Below are 21546 nucleotides of genomic sequence, written 5' to 3'. Positions count from 1 at the left end.
AACTACGAACTTTTGGGCTAAAGCCCAACTACGAACTTTTGGGCTAAAGCCCAACTGCGAACTTTTGGGCTAAAGCCCAACTGCGAACTTTTGGGCTAAAGCCCAACTACGAACTTTTGGGCTGAAGCCCAACTACGAACTTTTGGGCTGAAGCCCAACTACAAACCAAAATCGCTGTCACCCCCTCGTCTGGCTCAGCCGCACTTGCTCGCCCAACTGGGCCATACTAACAGCCGGCTCGTTGCAGCTCAGCCCCTGACAGACTAATCCCACCGCACCGGCAGGCAAATTTGGCTCCACCGCCAAAACAGCCGCCGGCAGGTATTGCGGAATAAGCGCAGCTACCTGCTCCCTTCCAGTGCGAATCAGGGTGCAGTTGCGATACCAGTCTAAACCGGCAAACAGGCTTGGACACGCTTGCGGTGCCCGGCTCATTATACTGCTGAAGGCTTGCAGGGTTTGCTCGGCTCTGTCGAGATATTCCAGCTTTTCTGCTAGCAGGGCGAGCCGCACTAAGTTGGCCACTGCTACGCCATTGGCTGCCGGTGTGGCGCTGTCGGCATAGCTGCGCTCTCTCACTAAAAGGTATTGACGAATATCGCTGCTTGTGTTATAATATCCCCCCAACTCCACACTCCAGAGAAATTCGTCAAATTCCTCTTGCACTTGCAGGGCTTTTTCTAACCAAGCTGGGATTTGGGCCGGGATTTGGGCCGGGATTTGGGCCCTGATTTGAAGATTTGGGGATTGGGAGGTGTTGAGGGAAGCTTGATGCAAATCGAGAAGGGCTTTGATGAAGAGGGCGTAGTCTTCGGACTGGGCGGTGATGGCAGGCTGGCCATCGTAGTTGAGCCGGTGGAAGCGTCCGGAAGCCCACTGGCTGTCGAGGATGAAGTTGGCGGCTTTGGCGGCGAGTTCTAGGTATTCTGGCCGGTTCAGGACGGCACCGGCTCTGGCCAAACCTGAAATTGTCAGGCTGTTCCAGGCGACGATCATTTTGGTGTCGGTGACGGGGGGGATGCGACCTTTCCAGCTGCCGGTTTTGGCTTCGTGGCTGTTGCGTGCGGGGGGGAAGGTTTCCAGGGATGCCGGTGGTGCGCCGTAGCGGGCTTCAAAGAGTTTGGCTAGGGCAGTTTCTACTGGCGGGGAAAGTGGGCCTTCTTCGCGCCGCTGCAGGACGTTGAGCCCCTCGAAGTTGCCACCGGCGGTAATGGTGAAGGCAACTTCTAGTTCTGCGAGTTCTTCGGGCGTTAGCAGCTGTTGCAGTTCGCTGTAACTCCAGACGTAGAAAGCGCCTTCCTCGGGTTCGGGGGCGTCTGGGGCGGTGAAGCTGTCGGCGTCAGAGGCGGCGTAGAAGTAGCCGGTGGGGGCGGTCATTTCTCGCTTCAGCCACCGCACGGTGCCTGCGATCGCCCTCTCGAAGGCCGGCTCGCGGACTCCCGCGCCCCACAGGTTGGCGAGATATTCGAGAATTTGCCCGTTGTCGTAGAGCATTTTCTCGAAGTGGGGGACTGTCCATGTGGGGTCTACGGTGTAGCGGTGAAACCCGCCGCCGGCGTGATCGTAAATGCCCCCTAGGGCGAGAAGCACTCCGCGCTGGGTGCTGGCGGTTTTGGGGTCGTATTTGAATTCAGTATTGAACCGGCTGGCTCGCAGGGCGGCGTCTGCGTAGGGTATCATGGGGAAGCTGGGGCCGTGTCCGAAGGAGGAAATCACGCCGGTGTTGGTTTCGAGCCCCCGCCGCAGCAAGTCGTCGCTCAGTTGCGATGGGGGGAGTGCGGCTGACTGATCGAGGTTGGCGAGGATTTCTTCTTTGACGGATTGGAGTTTGGTTTTTTCTCCGTCGTAGAACCGGCGAATGGCTTGCAGGACTTGCAAAAAGCCCGGTCGCCCGTAGCGGGGCTCGACGGGAAAGTAGGTTCCGCCATAGAAGGGGACGCGATCTTCGGGGGAGAGGAAGACGTTGAGGGGCCATCCGCCTTGACCTGTCATCATTTGTAGGGCTTGCATGTAGATGCTGTCAAGGTCGGGGCGCTCTTCGCGATCGACTTTAATGGGGAGGAAGTTGGCGTTCATGTACTGGGCGATGTCTGGATCACAGAAGGCTTCTCCTTCCATGACGGTGCACCAGTGACAGCTGGAATAGCCGATGGAGAGGAAGATGGGTTTGTTGTCGCGGCGGGCGGTTTCTAGGGCTTCGTCGCACCAAGGCCACCAGTCGATGGGGTTTTCGGCGTGTTTGCGCAGGTAGAGGCTTTGGGTTTGGGCGAGGCGATTTGGCATGATGGTGGCTGGAATAAGGCGTGAGTTTTGGTTCCCCCTTCTGTCAGTTTAACGCGGTGGCTGGGGTGAGGGGATTTTTCGGGACAGGCGAGACGCCTGTCCTGCGAGAGATAGGCGTAGGGCAGGCGTTCCCTCCGAGCCCTCAATAATGGAGTGCAGACATATAGGTAGGGTGGGTTCCCCGATGTTACCTCGCCAGGGAAAGGAGGGCGTCGCAAGCGGTGGCTGCGCCATTTTCTGAGCTCACTATCTGGCTCAATTGCGCGACACGGGCGGCGTAGCTGGGGTCAAATAAGAGTTGCTGGAGTTCGGCAGTTAGGGTTGCTGCGGTGCAGCGATCTCGCGTGAGTGTGCGCCCTGCGCCCAGGCGCACAATGCGCTCGGCGTTGTCGGGCTGGTCGTAGTTGTAGGGGACGACCAAGGTGGGCCGGCCCGATCTCAGGGCTTGGCCGGTGGTTCCCACGCCTCCGTGATGCACGATCGCTGAGGCGCGGGGGAACAGTAGGGAGTGGGGGGCGTATTTAAAGGCGGCTACGCCTTCGGGAAGCGCTCCTGGCGGGATGTGGCGGATTGCCTCTCCCACCAGCAAGACGGCGCGGCAGCCTAGCTTTTGGGCGGCTGCGGCTCCTTCGGCATAAAAGTTCCCAGGTATCCACACGGCTGTGGTTCCGAGGGTGAAGACGATTGGGGGCGGACCTGAATTCAAGAAGTTTTCCAGTTCGGGAGACAGCTGCTCGTTGGGGAGGGTGGTGCCGGCGCGGCGATCGCTGAAGGGAAAGCCGGTGACAAGGGTTTGGGGGGGCCAGTCGGGGTGCGGTGAGGCCAGGGCGCGGGAAAATAGAGCCAGCACTAAGTTGGGGGAGTGCTGGCTTTCAAAAACTGGGTCGCCACTGGGCAAAAGGCCGAGTTCTTCCCTCAGTTGCCGTATGGGAGCGCTCCACAAGCGGGCGTTCCACCGGAAGCTGCGCAAGGCGCTATCTTTTGCAACTGCGGCGAGCGCCCGCTCGTAAGGGGAGGCGGAAGCTGCGACGGCTAGAGGCAAATCGTAGGCAGACCCTAGGGAGGCGGGGGAGAGGACGCTTGACGCCCAAGGGATGCCGGTTTTCTCAACTATTATGGAAGCGACAAAGGTTAGGGGGTGAGTCAGCAGCAGGTCCGCTCCCTGACACGCTTGCATCAGGTCGCTGTAGCTTGCCCGCAGGTGGGGCATCAACAGGTGGCTAATCAGGTATTCCGTGCCCTTCTGGCAGTCGGATACCATTTTGAAAAACTCCCAGTCCTGCTCGAGTTTTGGTTTATTATCGGGTCTGACGGCATGGAACTCAAGGCCCCGGGTTTCAATATCGCGGCGCTGGCCCTCGCTGGCTGCGATGGTGACGCGATGGCCCCGCGCCTGCAGTTCCTTGGCGATTGCTATGTAGGGGAGCAAGTCGCCCAGGGAGCCAAATGTTGTAAAGACAATGCGTTTGCCCTGACTTTTGTTTGTTTTCAGTTCGGTGCTGGCTTTTCTGGTGCCGGCTATCTCAGTTTCCATCTGACCTCGCGCTCAATCCAGGTTCTCTTCGATTTCCATAATTTTACCTGGGGTTCCTTGGATACCTTCTCAAGTTTTGACTTTTGTAAAGTCCGGGAAGGGCCCGTCCTGACTATCTAGCAGTAGTCATATTGGTTAGGACATCCCTGGCCTAGGGATATAGCAGTATGCACTTAGGTTAAAACATTAGACCTTCAGTCCCGGCGGACGCCGTACTTACGTCTATATCCCAGTAGTAATATGGGTTAGGACAATAGGAGCCGGAGTGCGGGGGTGCAAAAGAGGCCGAAATGTACGAACCTAAGTGGCTACTGCTATAAAAGGCGTAAGGCAGGCGTTCCCTCCGTGCCCTCTCGATCTAATGTCCTAACCTAACTGGCTACTGCTATATCAGTGCCAGTCGCGGCTGGCTCACCGGCAATCGGCACCCCCCCAGCGCTGCATGTAAATTCAGCCGCTCCTACCCGATTCACTCCCGACCGGAGCGCTGCCGGTGGGGGAGTAACTCCCCCCGAATTGGAGCGCCGCACAGCGCCGTATGTAAATCCATCCGCCCCCGCAATACCGGCACCCCATAGCAACGCCTCAGGTATTATGTATTTAATTTTCCTTAAAAATACTCGGCGATATTTGCTAGATAGTTATGGATCGCCGATTTGAGTGGGTCGAACTGTTGGCAGAAAATAAATATTAATATTTCTTTTACAAAGAGGTAGTAAAGTTTATCTTTTGTCCGCTGTTTTTGGGAAAGCGCATTCTCGAAATTTTGTCAAGTGTTAGCGGTGACTTGATTGCCCTTTTGCACGAAAGTTCACTCGCTCCAGTTTCTGACAGTCCTGCTTGAGTAACAAAATTTAACATTTAATTTTTTGTGGGTCTGAAAAACCGGTTGAGAGAGTGCTATATTGGCAGAAGGTGAAAACCCGGGCTGTCCGAGGGAAGCCCATTCTAAAGATCCCAGGCAGGTGAGGGGTGAGAACGCCCAGCCGGGCCGAAAAGAGATAGGAGAGGTATAGGGAGAGGCGAGAGCTGGACTCTACACTTGTTCGAGTCTCTTGGCTGAGTTCTATTAAAAGAGTTCAGAAAGGTTACAGGCGCTCACCTGCAAACATGGCAAATTCTGAGCTGAAAGCCTCGCTTCGCGCGAAGGCAGTTAGAAGCGGCTCTGATTTTGGCGTTTGAAAGGATAGACTGAGGTCGTTGAAAGTGCCCAGGAACATGGCCCGACAGCCCAACAGGGGGTTGGGAGTGTGCCAGTTTTTGGGCCACTTGAAGCAGGCCAAATCGGGGTGGCCCAAAAGATAGCTATTTGCCAAAAGCAATGGCATAGTGTTAAATAAAAACTCAATGAAAGCCCTAGTTTATGAAAGCATTAGATGGCCAATTTGAAGTCCCAGCTACGTCAGAAGCTGGCGTCGAATTTAGCAACACGCAGTCGGCAGAAGTCTCTTACACGTTTACTCCCACCGGAACTTGGACGCCAAACGCCAACAATCCCAGCCTGTCAGGATGTACGGCTGCCGGTGTCACCAGTTATCCCCCGGAAATTCAGAAAGGGATTCTAGATGTTGTGCCCGGGGGGTTGGGTCAGTACATGAAATATCCCAAGAATACGCCCTTTGCCCTCTTGGCGGTGAATAAAGCAACGGGTGCTGCTGTCGCGGAAGTGGGGAAACAAACGACGATTCCTGTCAAACCGGGTGAGACGTTGGTGTTTGTCGTCAACGACGTGCCGGCGGCGGGCTACTCGGATAACACCGGCAGCATCACGGTCAAGTGGTCGGGGATCAGTGCGGTTTCTAAAGTGATGCAGTTTGACGGGGTTAACGATCTTGTCGAACTCGGGAGCCGGCCTGAATTTAAAGTCCCGAAAGACATGACCGTAGAAGCTTGGATTTATGTCTCCGAACAGAAAAAATGGGCCGGGATAATTTCCAAGGTTTTTGACACGGGCAGCACTGAAAGTGGGTATGGAATACTCCTGGACGGAAGCAGCGGTGTTTATTGGGGGGTAAAAGCACAAAGCTCGGGAATAGTGTATCTTTCTAGTGGATCGAATACAGTGCAGCTGAACAAGTGGCATCATGTAACAGGAACTTACGACGGTCAGAACCTAGTCGTGTGGGTTGATGGCGTTCGGAAGGCCAGCCAATCTGTTTCGCCAGCTGGGGTGGGCTATGACCCAGAAAACAGCTTGCGGATCGGGGCTTTTAAGGACGACAATGAAAGTTATTATTTCAAGGGTAACATAGCAGAAGTCCGCCTTTGGAATAAAGTCCGCAGCGAACAAGAAATTCAAGCGGATATGTGCAAGCGACTCACCGGCAAAGAGGCGAACTTGGTCGGTTATTGGCCCTTAAATGAGGTCAAACAGGAAGGCTCGACCGTCGGGGTTGTAGATATGACAAACAACTCGCTCGGGACGGTCACTGAAGCTAAACTGGTAGAAGACAGTAGCTTTCCTGTTCGCTAAGTAGTGGGGTGCGTTCCGCGCTCTCGGAGACGCCTTATGTGGCGTCTCCACTCTCTGCGGCGCTCACTCCCCTGACAGCACCTTCCGATTTTACCGGTCGAGCGCCGGTCGGGGAATGGGCATCAGGTAAAGTTTGTCAAGTTGTAGAGACGCCACATCTGGCATTTCTACTGGACTGGCAGCTTCTAAGTTTAAAGCCTCGCCTCAGGCGAAGGCAGCTAGAAGCAGCTGTCATTTAAGCGTTTAAAATGATAGACTGAGTTCGCGCTCACGTGCTAGAGTCTAAGAGAGCCGGCCAAATGTATCTGGGCTGCTTGCCCGACAGCAAAACTGCGGTTTGGGACGGTGCCGGGTAGCCTCTCCCCCCTTGAAGCGATCCCAATACGAGCCGCGAAAAAATAGCTTGTTTTGCCAAAATAGATGGTAGACTGCTAACTGACAACTGAAGTAAAACCCTAGCTTATGACAGCATTAGATGGCCAAATGGAAATCCCCTGTAGCTCGGACACAGGGGTAGAATTTACCAACACCCAGATTTCGGATATCACGTTTAAATTTACGCCATCCGGCAGCTTTAGCGTGGCGACCTTTTTGCCGAACTACACGGCGGCGGGGTATAAGGACTTCAAGTATCAGAGTGTGATGAAATATCCCAACAATACGTCCTTTGCCCTGCTAGCGGTGAGCAAGCAAACCGGTGCCGTGGTGGCAGAAGTGGGCCAAGAAACGGCTCTGGTCCTGAAACCGGGAGAAACTTTGATCTTCATTCTGAATGATGTGCCGGGGTGCTACAGTGATAACATCGGCAGCATCACTGTCAAGTGGTCGGGGGTGAGCGCCTCCGCTCTGAAAATCCAATCCGGTACGGTGGTGAATGGCTCCTATCAAGATGCAGGTTGGAAGCTCCACCAAGAACCCATTGGAGAGCGGATGTTCACCCGTGCGGTGCAATTTGAGTCCAAATTCGCCAAACCTCCCAAGGTGTTCCTCGAAATCAGCGGACTGGATGTGAATGAAACAAAAAATACTCGCGTCACCGTAACGGCTAAGAATATAACGGAAAGTGGGTTCGATCTGGAGTATAAAACCTGGTTTGATACGATTCTCTATACGGTCTGGGCCAACTGGATGGCCTTCGGAGAATAGAGCGGCCAACATTATACATTCAGTAAGCACTCAATCCATCTAACCAGTTTTAGGTTAGAGTGGGTTGAAGGTACGCACAGTAGTAACGAAAGGCAAGAGGGAGTAAACTATGAAGTTGCAATCAGGTACAGTGGTCAATGGATCCTTTCAAGACACGACTTGGAAGCTCAACCAAGGACCCGTTGCGGAGCGGGTTTTTACGCGGACTGTGACCTTTGAGTCAAAATTCGCGAAACCGCCCAAAGTCGTCATCGGATTGAGTGGGCTGGATGTGGATGGAAGTAAGAATACCCGCGTGCAAGTGAATGCTAAAAATATCACGGATTCCGGGTTTGAGGTGGAATACAAGACCTGGTTTGACACGGTACTGTTCACGGTCTGGGCTAACTGGGTAGCTTACGGAGAGTAGAAGGGCATTAGAAGAAAAAGGGGGTTCTCGTGAGAAGCGCAGGTAACCTACTTTTTTAGCCCGGAAGGGCTGGAGATGGTAAACTCACAATATTTGATGAAGTTCAAGGAGTCTGAAAAATGGTACTGAAGGCCATCATTTACGAACACGGCAATTTCCAAGGGCGCAGCCAAGAGCTGATTCCGGGAAGCTACAATATGGCGAGTTTGGGAATTCCCAACGATAGCCTGAGTTCCCTAAAAGTAGAAAAAGGTTTGAAAGTCACTCTCTTTGAACACGAATTCACGGGGCGCAGCAAAACTTTTACTGAGGATGCCTCGTGGGTGGGCGACGATTTCAACGACATCACCTCCTCTATTAAAGTTGAAGAACTGGTGCCGCCGCCACGGGTTCCGAAGGCGATTATTTACGAACACGGCAATTTCCAAGGGCGCAGCCAACAGCTGATTCCGGGAAGCTACAATATAGCGAGTTTGGGGATTCCCAACGATAGCCTGAGTTCGCTGAAAGTGGAAACAGGGTTGAAAGTCACTCTCTTTGAACACGACGGATTCGCAGGTCGCAGCCGAACTTTTATTCAGGATACCGCATGGGTGGGCGACGATTTCAACGACATCACCTCCTCAATTAAAGTTGAAGAAATAGCGCCCCCGCCCCCGCCAGCAGCCAAACAATTTCAAGTCCCCGGTACGGCGGAAGGTGGGGTCGAATTTACCAACATCCAGTCGGCAGAAGTCACTTACACATTTACTCCCAGCGGCACTTGGACGCCAAACATCAACAATCCCGACCTGTCAGGATGTACGGCTGCCGGTGTCAAAGGTTATCCCCCGGAAATTCAGAAAGGGATTCTAGATGCTGTGCCCGGGGGGTTAGGGCAGTACATGAAATATCCTAACAATACGCCCTTTGCCTTACTGGCAATAAATAAAGCAACGGGTGCTGTCGTGGCGGAAGTGTCGCAAGCCACAACCATTCCTATGAAACCCGGCGAGACTTTGGTTTTTGTCCTCAACGACATGTCGGGGGTGGGCTACTCGGATAACAGAGGCACCATCACAGTCAACTGGTCTGCCAAATCCCCGCAACCCCAGTCAGGAACATTGCAAGTGCCGGCAAATAACTTGTCTGGTGTGCCTTGGGCGAATACATTTGGGAATTCGGTGCGGGTTCAGTTCACGGGTTCCGGGCAGTGGGCATACAACCCAGGTGTGGGAATGCACGGTGCCGGCGGACATCCCAGCTATCCCAATGCAGGACGGGGCTACCGCATGCCCGGGCGTCCCGAGGGAGCTTTGATTGCCCGTCGCGGGAATGGCACTTATGAATTTGTTGGCCTGCAAGCTATCCTGACCGTTGCTCCTGGCGAGACGATTTCACTGACGATGAATGACGATGAAGGTGGCGTTCAGGGGGCCGGTTTCCGGGACAATCAAGGCGCTGTTACAGTGCAGTGGACTGTTGTGCCCTAAACTGGAACTGGGTTTCTGAGAAACCGGCTTTCTTTATGAAATGAAGTAGTGGGGTGCGTTCCGCGCTTACGGTGAGGCTGCCCTCCCCGAGGGAACGCACCCAACTATCTACTCCCCAACGTCAGTGCGAAGCACATCTTCCGGCACTTGGTTCACCAGATACCCGTAAGGGGGTTTCTGCTGTTCGAGAGCGCGGCAAGACGGGGGAGAGGCGGGACGGGGCCAAGATTCATCGAACTCTTCCCACAGGCGCTGCAATTGCGCACTGATGGGACTGTCGGCGATAATCTCCATTGCGATCGCATAGATTCCCCGCACGTCTTCTAAATCGCCACGAACGTAGATGTTGCCGGCAGTGACGGCGGCGTCCAAAGACAGCCGGCCTGCAATCACGTCTCTGAGCGTCTCGGCATCGCTGCGAAAGTTGAGCGCCTCTGATGCTTCTATCTCTTCCACCTGAACTTGCAGCTCACTGCCCCCGAAGGCCCGCAGGCGCAATCCAGTACCGTCTAGGGAGATGGCCGCAGTCTTTCCAGAGACTGTTTGAACTAGCACTCTCCAGGTAGAGCCTCCCTTGGCCCGCAGTATTTCCACCAGGTCAAGTATCCAGTTCGCCAACTGCTCCCGGCGGTCGTCCGACGCATATACCATTGTTGACCTCCAGCAATTCAACGCTAATTTAATCTCATATGCTCTGAGACTATCCTGCCCAGAATAAAATATTACCACATTTATGGTATAATGGGGGATTTTCTAAATATTACTAACAAAAAACAGCCCGAAAAAATTTGATAAAATGGAAACCTGTGTTATAGTAGGTGACTGTTACGTTTCTTGAACCAAGCGCCCTGTTATGCAGCTTCCTGGTGGGGGCCATCGATACCACCTGGGGGTTGCAGCCGCAGTCCCGGTAAAATCAGGGATGAGTCGGCTGTTTCGGAAAGACTGGGAAACAGGCACTATAGCCACCTGTTTTCAGTCAGCCCGGCATGACAAGTTGAAAGTAACTCCTCAAAGAAAAGCCAGCCAATCATTTACCCCGGACTCAATCGATGACTGAAGTATTTTACTTGATTTTATGGCTCTGCTTTTTCTGCTGGTTATTTAATCAACCCAAAGGCAGGACAGCCAGACAACAGAACAGGGGTACAAATCCCCAACCGCTCCCCAATCTGAAAGCAACAGCTCGCAGCCATGAGAATTTACAGGGTGCTGGCACAGCTCACTGGGTACTGGGGAATGGCACAGCACCGGCTTCCAGCCATGAGAACTTGCAGGGTGCCGGCACAGCCCACTTGGTACTGGTGAGTGGCGCACCACAGGCAAGCAGCCATGAGAACTTGCAGGGTGCCGGCACAGCCCACTGGGTACTGGTGAGTGGCGCACCACAGGCAAGCAGCCATGAGAACTTGCAGGGTGCCGGCACAGCCCACTGGGTACTGGTGAGTGGCACAGGACCGGCAAGCAGCCATCACCACTGGCAGAGAAACAGCACGCCTGATTGGGCAGTCGTTAATGATATAGTACCGACAGGCAGCCATCAGCACTTGCAGCTAAAACGGAAAGCTGACTGGGGACTTGTGACTGCGATGGCGGCGGCTTACCGCCATGAGAGCGCCCTGCCCAACAGCCACCCGAAAGGGGGACTCTTCAATAACAAGAGCAATGGCAATAGCAATGGCAGTCACACAGCACCTGCTTCCAGCCATTACGATCCCCACGGCACAGGCAATGAGGTCGCTCACTATCTCAGTGCAACAGCACCTGCTTCCAGCCATTACGATCCCCACGGCACAGGCAATGGGGGCGCTTACTATCTCAGTGCAACAGCACCTGCTTCCAGCCATTACGATCCCCACGGCACAGGCAATGGCGATCGCTATTATAACAGTGGCACAGCACCGGCAAGCAGTGATGAGAGCATTCAGGCAAATGGGACAGCGAATGCGGGACTCCCCACCGGCACTTCCCCGGCAGATCGCCAGGACTCTCCCGCCGGCCCAACTAACGGGGGAGTCTCCAATGGCAATGGCAGTGGCAGTGGCAGTGGCAATGGCAATGGCAATGGCACAGCACTGGCAGACAGCCATTCCCCGCCTGCCGGGTTAACTAACGGGGAACTCTCCAATGGCAGTGGCAGTGGCAGTGGCAATGGCAATGGCAATGGCAATGGTAGTGGCAGTGGCAATGGCAATGGTAGTGGCAGTGGCACAGCACTGGCAGACAGCCATTCCCCGCCTGCCGGCCTAACTAACGGGGGAGTCTCCAATGGCAGTGGCAATGGCAGTGGCAGTGGCAGTGGCAGTGGCAATGGCAATGGCAATGGCAATGGCACAGCACTGGCAGATTCCCATTCCCCGCCTGCCGGTTTAACGAATGGGGGAGGAAATGGCAGCACTGCCACTCCGATCGCAACCCTAAACCTCCCGACTCCGCCAGAGCAAAGCTCCGCCCAAGAGACAGATTCTCTAAAATTGCCAGACGGTGAAACGGTACAGGTCCTGACTGAGCCGGCTCAACAGAAAGCCGAGTTCGACAAGAAGATTATAAACGAAGCGCTGCACAGTGCGCGGGTTGCTGTGGGCGTGAAAATTCAGGAGTTTATCGACAAAAAACGCGGCGGACTCGGCTCCTACGAGCCCCTGTACGAAATGCTCGCCGATTATCCCTTCCGCACCGGCAAAATGCTGCGTCCGACCATGTGCCTGAGCATGGCGCGAGCCGTAGGAGGGATGGGACAGTCCGCCCTGACCACAGCCGCCGCCCTAGAACTCTATCACAATGCGTTTCTAATTCACGATGACATTGAAGACGGTTCCGAGGCGCGGCGCGGCAAAGAAACCCTGCACCACATGATCGGCATTCCCCGCGCTATTAATGTGGGAGATGCCACGAACGTCCTGGCGGTGGGACTGTTGCTGGAAAACTTGCCGCTGATTGGGGTGAGCAAAACCCTGGATGTGCTGCATGAGATTGAGTTGATGGCCCAGCAATCGGTGGAAGGGCAAGCGATGGAATTGGACTGGGTGGCAACAAATGCCTCCAACCTCACCGACCAAGACTATTTCAAGATGTGCGTCAAGAAAACCTGCTGGTATTCCTTTATGACGCCTTGCCGCATTGGCCTGATTGTCGGGCACCCGTCCGCACATGCGAAAGATTTGGTAGAGCCTTTGGCGCAGGTGACCCGATTTGGTATGGTTCTGGGAATCGCCTTCCAGATTCAAGACGACCTGTTGAACCTCCAGGGCGACATGAAACTTTACGGGAAAGAAATAGGCGGCGATATCTACGAGGGCAAGCGCACCCTGATGCTGAATCACGCCATCGCTCACAGCTCTCCTGCGGACTCGCAAAAGATTGTGGGAATCCTGGCCGTGCCTCGGGAGCAAAAAACCCCAAAACAGGTGGAGTTTATTTACGACCGGATGCAGCGCTGCGGCAGTATCGATCACGGCTGGAATGTAGCGCGCACTTTGGCCACCCAAGCGGCTGAGATTTTTGAGAAGATGGACTTTCTCCAGCGGGAAACGCCTCTGCGAGCCAGCGAACAAGGGGTTACCGCCGTCCACGACCGCCGGTTCCTCAAGGAACTGATTGACTATGTGATTTACCGGAACGTCTAAAACCGTAGCGTGATAGCCTCAGCTGTAATGCACCCGACAGACTATTTGGTAAGTTGTTAGGCTTTTAATCTTCCTCTCTGTCAGAAGGAGGCTCTGCCTCCTGGACAGCGTTCCCAGCCTGAGGCTGGGAACGAGAGGATGCGCCCTAGCGAGAGCAACTTGGGTTAAAATCATTATGTTGAAGATTCCCTAAAAAATGAGCCAAGCAATTGAACTCCCGCCACCTGTCCCCGGCGCGAGCGCCAAAATCCCTGCCGGCGCGACGCTTTCGTTGCGGCTGTCGCTGCGCAACGAGATGAATGAAACTGTGCTGGCGCACCCGACTTTGGATGACTGGGTGAGCGACAGTGGCCAGATTTTATCGATAATTGAGCGCTTGGCTCCCTCTTACATTTATGTGGAGCGGGGGCGTGAAGCTAGCCAGACGATTGCTGTGGACATTCCCTCGAATTTGCAGCCGGGACAAATTTTCACAAGTTGGCTGCGATTTCCGGGGGTGCAAGAAACAGCAATTCCTGTTAAAATAGAGATTGTGCCTGCTGCGAGTACGCCGAAGAAAACTGAGGCGGTAGAGTTGCCGGTGCCGGTGACTCTGCCTCTGCCTGGGGAGCCGAATCAACTGTTTGCCTTGGAGCCAGATCCGACGACAGCCGGGATTTTCGGCTTGATAGCGGGAGTGATGGATTTGGATAAGATTCCCTCTCGCTGGCTGGCGGCTGAACTCCTGACAATCTTGGCTCAAAAAGGAGAGGAATACGCTCAAACAGAAGCGGGCGGCGAGTTACTGGCTGGGCTGAAGGGGACTGGCTTTTTCCAAAATGGGGCGAGGGCACTGGCAATTGCTCAACTGCCGGCCTGGATTTCTCAAAGTTTGTCTGCAGGGAGTTCGGCGCTGGAAAGTCAGGTGGGGCAAAGGCGGTTATTGGAGATTTGGGAGCGCTGGCTGTTAAATTTGGCTCACACGGATTTAGAAGCGGGAGCGAGTGGGAAAAAAATCTCTGTTCCGCCTCTGTTTGCAGCGGGATTTGCTGATAGAATGGGCGGGGATGGGGAGCGCTGGTTTGGGGCGATTGTCTCGGGACTGGCTGCGGTGTCGCCGAGAATTGCCGGGATGCTGGAAGCTTGCGCCACCGGCACGCCAAACCCTGGGACTCCCACCGGCACGGCGGAGCGAGCCGGTTACAGTTTAGCAGCGGGACTGGCCGGTCTGGAAGGGCTGTCGGCTCGCTGGCTGGCTGCGGAACTGCTGCTCGTCCTGGCCCAAAAGGGTGAGGAGCGGGCGGAAACGGAAGCGGGAAGCCGGTTGCTGGCTCAGCTGGGGCGGACGCGGTTCTTTAAGAATGGGGTGCTGGCGCAGGCGGCGGCGCAAGCGCCGCGCTGGCTGGCGGTCAGCCAGTCGGCGTCTTCGGCTTATCACGCTTCCATTGGCGGACTGCCCGGACAGCAAGGGATGCTCTATGCCTGGGAGCAGTGGCTGTGGGGTTTGCTGGAAGCGGATTCGCTTGCCGGTGAGTTGCGGGGCAAAATTCGGGTTCCTGATTTTGCCGGTGGCGCTGTTGTCGCCGCACTGGGCGGGAATGCTGACCTCTGGTTTGGGGCGTGGGTTCTGGCGCTGGCGCAGGTGTCGCCGAGGTTCGCTGCTTTTTTGGGGGCGATCGCGCCCGATTCCGCTACACCGGCTGCCCCCGTTGCGCCCGAGCCGGTTTTTGACGATGTACTTGGCGAAGAAAAATCTATTCAGCGATGACAACTGACCCACAATTGCTAGCTCGCATTGAAGACCTGCGAATCCCTCTAAACGACCCCGCTTCGCCGGTAGACTGGAAAGACTGGTATCACTTCGTGCTGCTCGACCGGCAGAGCGGGGTGCGAGCGCTGGTTAACGTCACTTTGGCCGGTCGCCCCGGGAAAGGGGAAATTCAAGTGACGCTGATTGTTAACATGAACCCCCAGTCGATTGTTTCAGAATTGGATGCGCCTCTGGCAACTTTCGGCACGGCTTTCTCTCTGGAGTGGAAGCCAGAAGGGGTGCGCCGTTTTCCGCTGCGCTTGCAGGGGAAAGGGATGTCGCTGGATATTGACGGCAACAATTACGCTGTGGAAGTCCGCGACGATAGGGCGCAGCTTTATGTGCGCTTTCAAGGACAGGCGGAGGCGACACCTCTGTTGGTAACAGAGGATTCGCCTTTCGGCAGCGGTTTTATCGGGTGGGGTTTGGTGCCCGGTTTGCAGCTGGCGGGCGAACTTGTGGTTTGCGGGCGGAGTTTTAATATCACTTCTGACTGGTTTTGCTATCACGACCGCAATTTCGGGCGCTTCCGCTGGGGCGAGGATATCGGTTGGGAGTGGTTTGTGGCTTTTGCGAAATGCGAGGATGGCCGTGAATTAACGTTTGTTTTGGACTTGCGCACCAACAGGAATCACTCTGAGGGCGGGCTGTCCTATATTTTTGTTTACTTGAATAAGGAGTTGCGCAAGATTTTTCTGGGTTCGAGTTTGCGGATTAATTGGGATTGGTCGCCAGAGCCGGTGTTGCCAACGCGCCTGCCTGGGATTATGGCTTCGCTGTTTTCTCAGCGCTCGTTGAAAATGCCGCAAAGTTTGGTGGTGGAGGCGGCGGACGAACAGGACCGGCTGTTGATGGAGGTGGAGTTTGACGGCAAGGCGGAGTTGGTGGTGCCTGACAATCAGGAGCGCCAGTACAGCTTTATTGAGGAAGTGACGGGACCGATTAAAGTCAGTCTTTCTCTGAATGGGGAAATGCTGTCAGCCACCGGCTTGATTTATGCTGAGTACGTGCAGTAGCCGGTGTTTTTATTGAGAGGGCGGAAGGCAGAACCTTCTCCAAAAAACCGGGTTTCTAAGAAAAACCCGGTTTCTCCAAGAAAACGGGTTTCTGAAAGGGGTCAGGTTACGTTTATTTATGTTCGCTTATCCCCGCCCAGACAAAGGTTCCTTGTCCTCAGTCAATCGGGAAGCTGGGGTCTTCAACGAGGACAACTCCCGTAACAACACCTTGAAGTTGGTTTACCCGGTCAATCACTTTAGGAGTTGAGCCGTCCACTCGGAATTCATTTAAGGGCCAATAGCTCACCAAGTTGGGCTCTTTTCCTGTGAGCCGTTTGAACATACCAACCTGGATTTCTCGCTGAGTGAGGACTTTATTCCAGAACGCTACTTCGGCAAGTGAGCCATGATAGTAATACGGGTTGGTAGTTTGGCTTCCTATGCGGACTTTGGCGGGTTTCGCCACAGGCTTAGTCTTGCCGGTGCCAGTGAACCAAAGCTGGCCATTGAGGTAGATGTTCATTTCCCCCTTGGCGGCGTTCTTAGTAAACGCCCAGTGAACCCATTGGTTTTTGTAGTCAATCGCTTCAGCTCCTTTTTCAATGCGGTCGTATACGCCGCTACCTGAACCGCAATCGAAGTAAATGTACCCGTTACTCCAGGGCAGGTGGATATTTAACAGGTAACCAGACAAATCGGCATAGATTACGGATGTGTTTTTAGGAAGCTCATTTGCGCCCTTAGCCCAGAAACTTATGGTAATTTCATTACCCGTAGGGAGACTCTCTGGCGGGATATCTACAAAATCGCCATTCCCGTCAAACTGCATGACTTTGGGAACGACACTGGTGCCTGACGCATCGACCTTGATGCTGCCGGTGCTCTTGGGATAGTCCCAGGTCGTATTATTAAGCTTGAAGCTTAAGGTTTCACCCGGCTTGAGAACAATGGTTGCTTTTTTCCCGACTTGAGTGACAGCACCCGTTGTTTTGTTCTGGGCCACTAAAGAATAAGGAGTCTGGCTGGGATACTTCATTTGCTGTTCAAAGTCTGGCCAGTTTGCTTTAATCCAAGCCTGCGTATAAGTGTTGAGGCTGGGAAACCCCTCAGCGGTACATTCTCCAAAATTGGGGATCGTCCACGTACCCGATGCGGAAAATGTATAAGCGACTGTCGAGGTTTCGGTATTGGTAAAGTCAATACCAGTCTCGGAAGTAGCTGGCACTTCAAATTGACTCGTTATGGCCATGATTCTATTCTCCTGTGACGGGAATGGGAGTTGAGGTTCAACCCTCTCCTCTTCTGTTATTAAAGCATAAATTTTTACCTGTGCGCTTTTTTTTACATTTTTTTTACAAATCTCTCTATATCTTGTGTAAATTGCAAAAATGTAATAATAGCCATAACCGTTATTCGACGGGACGGAGGGCCAAAGATCGCCACTCTTCCCCGCAACCGGCACGGCATTGGGTATCATCGCATGGGCCATTGGGGAATAGGGCATTGTTAAGGGAGATCCGGTCAGCTTCCTTGCGGTTAATCAGACCTGTATATCGCAGGAGAAGCTCTGTTGAAGAGCTACCCCACGAGGGGCCAGAAACCCGGGTTCTTTGAGAAACCGGGTTTCTACCTTCTCGCAACTCAAATAGAAACGCACTTATCGCAGGGTGGGCTCCCTGGAAGAGCCACCCCACTGATTGACGGTTCTATAATAAGGAACGCTACCTGGACACCGGCTAGCTCACCGGCAAGGTGCTGTCTTCAGCGAGGACAGCGCCAGTAAGAGTGCCGGAGAAGTTGCCGGTGAGGTCTGAAACCTTAAGAGCTGAGCCGTCTACTCGGGCATCATTTAAGGGCCAATAACCGACCAGGTTTGCCTCTTTGCCGGTGAGGCGCTTGGACATATCGGCTTTAATTTGTTCTGCAGTGCGGGCCACCTTCCAGACAGAAACTTCGGCGATTGAACCAAAAAAGTAGTAGCAAGGGGGGGTTTGTTCTGAAGCTCCCGCTCCAATCCTCAAAGGAAAGGCCGTGTTAGGAACATACGCGGTTGCCAGCGTTCCCGCCAAATTGCCATTGACGTACAGTTTGAGATTAGTACCGTCATAGGTGGCTGCCACATGAGTCCAAGTATTCAGAACCACATCTGGCCCTACTGCAGATTGCCAGCTGCTGCCGTTACCCACCCAAGTTTGCCACTTGTTATTGTCACTGGCATACAGCTTATATCCTTTCAGGCCATTCTTGCCGTCACGAGAGGTCACAGGAGAGCGGAACTTGCCCTGTCCGCCTGTCACTTTCGCCCAGCAAGTAACAGTAAATTGGCTCGGGTTGAGTTGCGCGCTGTACGGGACTTGCACATAATCCCCATCCCCGTCACACACCATGACTTTGGACACTAAACTGACGCCTGACCAGCTGACTTTGAGGCTGCCACTGTTATTGCCGTAATCCCAAGTCCAATCATTAACGACGAAGCGTAAGGTTTCCCCCGGCTGGAGAACGATGGTCGCTTTTTTCCCGACTTCGGTAACAGCACCTGTTGTCTTGCTTTCGGCTACTAAAGCATAGGGAGTCTGGCCGGAATACTTTGTCCAGCTTCCAAAAGCCGGCAAATTTTGCTGATACCAAGCCTGCACGTAAGGGTTGAGACTGGGAAACCCCTCAGCCGTACATCCTTCCAGGGAGGGATTGTTCTTGTCGGGCGTCCAGGTTCCCGACGCGGAAAATGTATACGCGACTTCCGTGCTTTGGCTATTGGTAAACTCAGTGCCAGTGTCGGAACTGACTGGCACTTCAAATTGGCCAGTTAAGGTCATAATTCACCTGTCTTGTTAGAGTGTAGCGAGTTGAGGCTCTCACCGGCAACTCTTCTGTTATTAAAGCACAAATATTAGGCCAAGCAAATATTTTTTATATCTGTCTTTAGGAATAGCTTCAGGTCGAGCGCAAGCCATAGTAATGTGCTAAAATAGAAGATTTTGTTCAGTCGCACTCCGCGCCAAAGGGCACCACCCTTCCCCGCAACCGGCAGGCAAAAGATAGCCTCTAAAAGCGGGCCTATTAAAGCGGTTAAGGGAGAGGCAGCCAAAAGCGCCGGCTTTGCTGCACCTCACCCAAAGAAACGCGACGTTCCCTAAGGCTTGAAAAGTCTGATTAGAAGGAAAAAACCCCGCCTTGGCAAGACGGGGTTTCTTGGCAGCTCGGAATTCACAGGCAACTATCGGACTGAGGGGGGATCGCCCCCCAGACAAAGGTTCCTCGCCCTTAGCTAACGGGCACGGTGCTGTCTTCAACAAGGACAGCGCCAGTAAGAGTGCCGGAGAAATTGCCGGTGAGGTCTGAAACTTTGAGCGCTGAGCCTTCCACGCGAACCTCATTTAATGGCCAGCACCCGACCAAACCGGCCTCTTTGCCAGTCAGCCGCTTGGACATATCCGCCTGTATTTCTGCTTGAGTGCGAACTCGGTTCCAAACCCGAACTTCTGCCATCTTCCCCTTGAAATCCTGGTCGCTCCCCCAGTTGCTTTTGCCGATATAATTTTTGGTGCGATTGATGTTGTTTGGCACTTGAAGCTTGCTGGTCGCAATTGGCTGACCGTTTTTGTAAAGGACGGCATTGCCGGCAGGATCGAGCGTCCCTGCCAAGTGCATCCACTTACCCAGTTCTAGAACTGCCGATGGGGAAGTAAAATCTTGTCCTGCGTTCCCCTTATATATACTCAGGTCGAACTTGGCGGTTGTTGCTGAATTTGCCAAAACGATGTTATCTGACTGGGCACCGTTGCCTAAATCGATAACTCTCGACCAATGCCGGAAGGCGTCATACCAGACCCACGCTTCTATCGTGAAACCTGCCGAAAAGTTGACGTTTACCTCTGGCAGTGTGACATAATCTTTATCGCCGTCAAACTGCATAACTTTGGGAACTAAACTGATGCCAGACCAGCTGACAGAGAGGCTGCCCTTGTTATTGCCGTAGTCCCAAAAGAAATCATTCATCAGGAACCGCAAGGTTTGCCCCGGTTTGAGAACGATTGTCGCTTTTTTGCCAATATTGGTCACTTCCCCCGTTGCCAGGTTTTGGGCGATTAAGCCGTAAATAGCATTCTTGGGATACTTCGTGCAGCTTGCAATATCTGGCCACCCTGCTATAATCCCATCCCGAATCATCGGCTGGAGACTGGCCAGCCCCTCGGCGGTGCATTCTAGGTAGGGATTGGTTGCATCGGGCGACCAAGTTCCGTTGGCCGTAAATGTGTAGATGACTTCCGTGCTTTGGGTATTGGTAAAGTCAATGCCGGGATCGGCAGTGGCCGGCACTTGGAATTGGCCTGTCAATGTCATATTTAGTTTTCCTCTTACGGGTTAAGGAGTTCTGGGTTTCACCGCAAACTCTCCTGTTATTTAAGCAGAAGTCTGAGCCGGCTCATTTTTTTTAAGCTTTTCTTTATATCTTATCTAAGCCTTGTTCCGGTTCCAGGAATGTGCTACAATCGCAGCCTTTTATTCGTTCGGTAACATAGCATTACAAAACGGCACCGGCACGTCACCGGCACCTGCCGGAGATATGCTCTCCGGTTGATTGCTGGGAAGAAGGATTGAGAGGGAAACAGGGAAAGGAAAAATTAATTCCCGGCTATTGACTGGACTTTACAGTCTGCGCAGCGGCGGGACCATCCCGATAAAATAGGGGCGAAACATGAGGGCGAAGAATCTAAGGGGCCAATCCAAAGAATTACAATCCCCATGCTTAGCCAGTATAGATATGGGTGCCAAACAATTATGCCCCCGCCGGGGCGGCGCGGGAGGGCCAACCCCAGGCGCAAGATATCAGAAAAGGGCAAGCGCACCGGCACCGGCAAACGAAACAAGCCGCGCGGCGCGCCTTCGGAGCGCGAATTTGACAGAGTTTAACCAGGAATGTTGCGCACTCCCGTCACGCAGAAGTTCTTTCAACGAAAACCTGGTACCCAACATGCAGGAGCTTCAGCTTATTGCCGAACACGGTCAAAAAAGCGTCAATAGCCATTTTAGGGTGGTTGTAATCTTGAGGGTAAGGCCAACCGTAATCGTCAAAAATGATCAGCCCCCCCACCTTCAGCAGCCCCCAAGCCAGCGCGGCATCTTGCAACACGTCGCAGGCGGCGTGAGAGCCATCAATATAGATCAAATCATAAGCATTCAAAGGCAGGGGTCGCATCGCCTCTTGAGACATGCCCACAATCTTTGTAACTTTTTCTGGGTGACCCGTTTTGGCAATATTAAAATCAAATCTCTCTCCCACCGACTTCAGATAGCTCTCTTCCATCTCCGCATGTTCCACGCTGCCCTCAAATGTATCGATGCAGGTAATCTTGGCAGAGTCATGCGTGAGAATCCGCTCCAGGAGCCAGCAAGTAGACCGGCCCTCCCAGCTGCCGATTTCCAGGACGCTGAGTTCAGGAACATTCGCAAACCGGAGCAAAAAATGTTCCCACACAGGAGTGTTCAAACCGAACCAATCTGTGGTAAAGCAGTACCCCTTGGACTCAACGTGTTGAGCGTAGTTGGCCAGAGCGATCTGGTAGAGCTGTTGTGCCACATCGGGCTGTTTCGCGTCTTGGACAGACATCTTCGCGGTTCCTTTATAAATCAATTTTTAGCGGTCAGGTTTTTATTATAAATCTAAAGCGCTTCAGCACCGCTCTGGGGGAGCTACCCATTTGTGTGCTGTCCTTCTGCTTGGGGTGCTGCAGGAGTGCGTTCATCTGGATGAACGCGCCCGCCCCTGCCCCCAAAAACTCCGCGCCGGCGGACGCAGCCACAGGCGTCTC

15 protein-coding genes are annotated in these 21546 nt (G+C 53.7%); 7 read left to right on the top strand and 8 right to left on the bottom strand.

Going from position 1 to position 21546, the window contains the following annotated elements:
* Window positions 1-177: 177 nt before the first annotated feature.
* The 3 genes from OSC10802_RS0102010 to OSC10802_RS0102000 all read right to left on the bottom strand — a co-directional run bounded on the left by OSC10802_RS0102010 (window position 178) and on the right by OSC10802_RS0102000 (window position 5145).
* Window positions 178-2283, bottom strand: a complete 2106-nt coding sequence (locus OSC10802_RS0102010) for a thioredoxin domain-containing protein (RefSeq protein WP_017715117.1) — start codon at window positions 2281-2283, stop codon at window positions 178-180.
* Between the two features lie 187 nt (window positions 2284-2470).
* Window positions 2471-3817, bottom strand: a complete 1347-nt coding sequence (locus OSC10802_RS0102005; RefSeq protein ID WP_017715116.1) for a glycosyltransferase — start codon at window positions 3815-3817, stop codon at window positions 2471-2473.
* A 1088-nt stretch (window positions 3818-4905) separates the two neighbouring features.
* Entirely contained in the window at window positions 4906-5145 is a 240-nt protein-coding gene (locus OSC10802_RS0102000; protein WP_017715115.1) for a hypothetical protein, read from the bottom strand.
* Between the two features lie 35 nt (window positions 5146-5180).
* On the opposite strand from OSC10802_RS0102000, the gene OSC10802_RS0101995 reads away from it, so the two are divergent.
* The 4 genes from OSC10802_RS0101995 to OSC10802_RS43830 all read left to right on the top strand — a co-directional run bounded on the left by OSC10802_RS0101995 (window position 5181) and on the right by OSC10802_RS43830 (window position 9317).
* The gene (locus OSC10802_RS0101995) at window positions 5181-6290 is read left to right on the top strand and encodes a LamG domain-containing protein (protein ID WP_017715114.1); all 1110 of its coding nucleotides are present in this window, start codon (window positions 5181-5183) and stop codon (window positions 6288-6290) included.
* A 462-nt stretch (window positions 6291-6752) separates the two neighbouring features.
* Entirely contained in the window at window positions 6753-7436 is a 684-nt protein-coding gene (locus OSC10802_RS43835) for an H-type lectin domain-containing protein (protein WP_017715113.1), read from the top strand.
* A 109-nt stretch (window positions 7437-7545) separates the two neighbouring features.
* Window positions 7546-7845, top strand: a complete 300-nt coding sequence (locus tag OSC10802_RS38295; RefSeq protein WP_017715112.1) for an H-type lectin domain-containing protein — start codon at window positions 7546-7548, stop codon at window positions 7843-7845.
* A gap of 119 nt (window positions 7846-7964) precedes the next feature.
* Window positions 7965-9317, top strand: coding sequence for a beta/gamma-crystallin domain-containing protein (locus OSC10802_RS43830; RefSeq protein ID WP_017715111.1), 1353 nt, complete (start codon window positions 7965-7967; stop codon window positions 9315-9317).
* Between the two features lie 108 nt (window positions 9318-9425).
* On the opposite strand, the gene OSC10802_RS0101975 is transcribed toward OSC10802_RS43830, so the two are convergent.
* Window positions 9426-9968 carry a hypothetical protein gene (locus OSC10802_RS0101975; protein ID WP_017715110.1) on the bottom strand — a complete coding sequence of 181 codons (543 nt, stop codon included), beginning with the start codon at window positions 9966-9968 and terminating at the stop codon, window positions 9426-9428.
* A 401-nt stretch (window positions 9969-10369) separates the two neighbouring features.
* On the opposite strand from OSC10802_RS0101975, the gene OSC10802_RS47290 reads away from it, so the two are divergent.
* The 3 genes from OSC10802_RS47290 to OSC10802_RS0101955 all read left to right on the top strand — a co-directional run bounded on the left by OSC10802_RS47290 (window position 10370) and on the right by OSC10802_RS0101955 (window position 15748).
* Window positions 10370-12943: a polyprenyl synthetase family protein gene (locus OSC10802_RS47290; protein ID WP_017715108.1), complete on the top strand. Its 2574-nt coding sequence runs from the start codon at window positions 10370-10372 to the stop codon at window positions 12941-12943.
* Window positions 12944-13139: 196 nt separating this feature from the next.
* Window positions 13140-14690, top strand: a complete 1551-nt coding sequence (locus tag OSC10802_RS0101960) for a hypothetical protein (protein ID WP_017715107.1) — start codon at window positions 13140-13142, stop codon at window positions 14688-14690.
* A complete protein-coding gene (locus OSC10802_RS0101955) occupies window positions 14687-15748 on the top strand; it encodes a hypothetical protein (RefSeq protein ID WP_017715106.1) in 1062 nt (353 codons plus the stop codon). Before OSC10802_RS0101960 ends, OSC10802_RS0101955 begins: the two co-directional genes overlap by 4 nt.
* A 157-nt stretch (window positions 15749-15905) precedes the next feature.
* On the opposite strand, the gene OSC10802_RS0101950 is transcribed toward OSC10802_RS0101955, so the two are convergent.
* From OSC10802_RS0101950 to OSC10802_RS38275, 4 genes are all read right to left on the bottom strand, one after another.
* Window positions 15906-16979, bottom strand: a complete 1074-nt coding sequence (locus OSC10802_RS0101950) for a LamG domain-containing protein (RefSeq protein ID WP_198525041.1) — start codon at window positions 16977-16979, stop codon at window positions 15906-15908.
* Window positions 16980-17466: 487 nt separating this feature from the next.
* Window positions 17467-18549, bottom strand: coding sequence for a LamG domain-containing protein (locus OSC10802_RS0101945; protein WP_026098087.1), 1083 nt, complete (start codon window positions 18547-18549; stop codon window positions 17467-17469).
* A gap of 448 nt (window positions 18550-18997) precedes the next feature.
* A complete protein-coding gene (locus OSC10802_RS43825; RefSeq protein WP_026098086.1) occupies window positions 18998-20077 on the bottom strand; it encodes a LamG domain-containing protein in 1080 nt (359 codons plus the stop codon).
* Between the two features lie 592 nt (window positions 20078-20669).
* Window positions 20670-21344 (bottom strand): class I SAM-dependent methyltransferase, encoded by a 675-nt coding sequence (locus tag OSC10802_RS38275; protein WP_017715104.1) that lies wholly within the window; start codon window positions 21342-21344, stop codon window positions 20670-20672.
* Between the last annotated feature and the right edge of the window lie 202 nt (window positions 21345-21546).

The organism is Kamptonema formosum PCC 10802 (assembly GCF_000332335.1).
Taxonomy (GTDB): domain Bacteria; phylum Cyanobacteriota; class Cyanobacteriia; order Cyanobacteriales; family Oscillatoriaceae; genus Oscillatoria.
This window is presented reverse-complemented; position numbering and strand designations above follow the sequence as displayed.

What these genes read in the sequence shown, in the direction of transcription:
- OSC10802_RS0102010 (WP_017715117.1), bottom strand. Translation starts at nt 2,283, where the DNA reads ATGCCAAATCGCCTCGCCCAAACCCAAAGCCTCTACCTGCGCAAACAC.
- OSC10802_RS0102005 (WP_017715116.1), bottom strand. Translation starts at nt 3,817, where the DNA reads ATGGAAACTGAGATAGCCGGCACCAGAAAAGCCAGCACCGAACTGAAA.
- OSC10802_RS0102000 (WP_017715115.1), bottom strand. Translation starts at nt 5,145, where the DNA reads ATGCCATTGCTTTTGGCAAATAGCTATCTTTTGGGCCACCCCGATTTG.
- OSC10802_RS0101995 (WP_017715114.1), top strand. Translation starts at nt 5,181, where the DNA reads ATGAAAGCATTAGATGGCCAATTTGAAGTCCCAGCTACGTCAGAAGCT.
- OSC10802_RS43835 (WP_017715113.1), top strand. Translation starts at nt 6,753, where the DNA reads ATGACAGCATTAGATGGCCAAATGGAAATCCCCTGTAGCTCGGACACA.
- OSC10802_RS38295 (WP_017715112.1), top strand. Translation starts at nt 7,546, where the DNA reads ATGAAGTTGCAATCAGGTACAGTGGTCAATGGATCCTTTCAAGACACG.
- OSC10802_RS43830 (WP_017715111.1), top strand. Translation starts at nt 7,965, where the DNA reads ATGGTACTGAAGGCCATCATTTACGAACACGGCAATTTCCAAGGGCGC.
- OSC10802_RS0101975 (WP_017715110.1), bottom strand. Translation starts at nt 9,968, where the DNA reads ATGGTATATGCGTCGGACGACCGCCGGGAGCAGTTGGCGAACTGGATA.
- OSC10802_RS47290 (WP_017715108.1), top strand. Translation starts at nt 10,370, where the DNA reads ATGACTGAAGTATTTTACTTGATTTTATGGCTCTGCTTTTTCTGCTGG.
- OSC10802_RS0101960 (WP_017715107.1), top strand. Translation starts at nt 13,140, where the DNA reads ATGAGCCAAGCAATTGAACTCCCGCCACCTGTCCCCGGCGCGAGCGCC.
- OSC10802_RS0101955 (WP_017715106.1), top strand. Translation starts at nt 14,687, where the DNA reads ATGACAACTGACCCACAATTGCTAGCTCGCATTGAAGACCTGCGAATC.
- OSC10802_RS0101950 (WP_198525041.1), bottom strand. Translation starts at nt 16,979, where the DNA reads ATGGCCATAACGAGTCAATTTGAAGTGCCAGCTACTTCCGAGACTGGT.
- OSC10802_RS0101945 (WP_026098087.1), bottom strand. Translation starts at nt 18,549, where the DNA reads ATGACCTTAACTGGCCAATTTGAAGTGCCAGTCAGTTCCGACACTGGC.
- OSC10802_RS43825 (WP_026098086.1), bottom strand. Translation starts at nt 20,077, where the DNA reads ATGACATTGACAGGCCAATTCCAAGTGCCGGCCACTGCCGATCCCGGC.
- OSC10802_RS38275 (WP_017715104.1), bottom strand. Translation starts at nt 21,344, where the DNA reads ATGTCTGTCCAAGACGCGAAACAGCCCGATGTGGCACAACAGCTCTAC.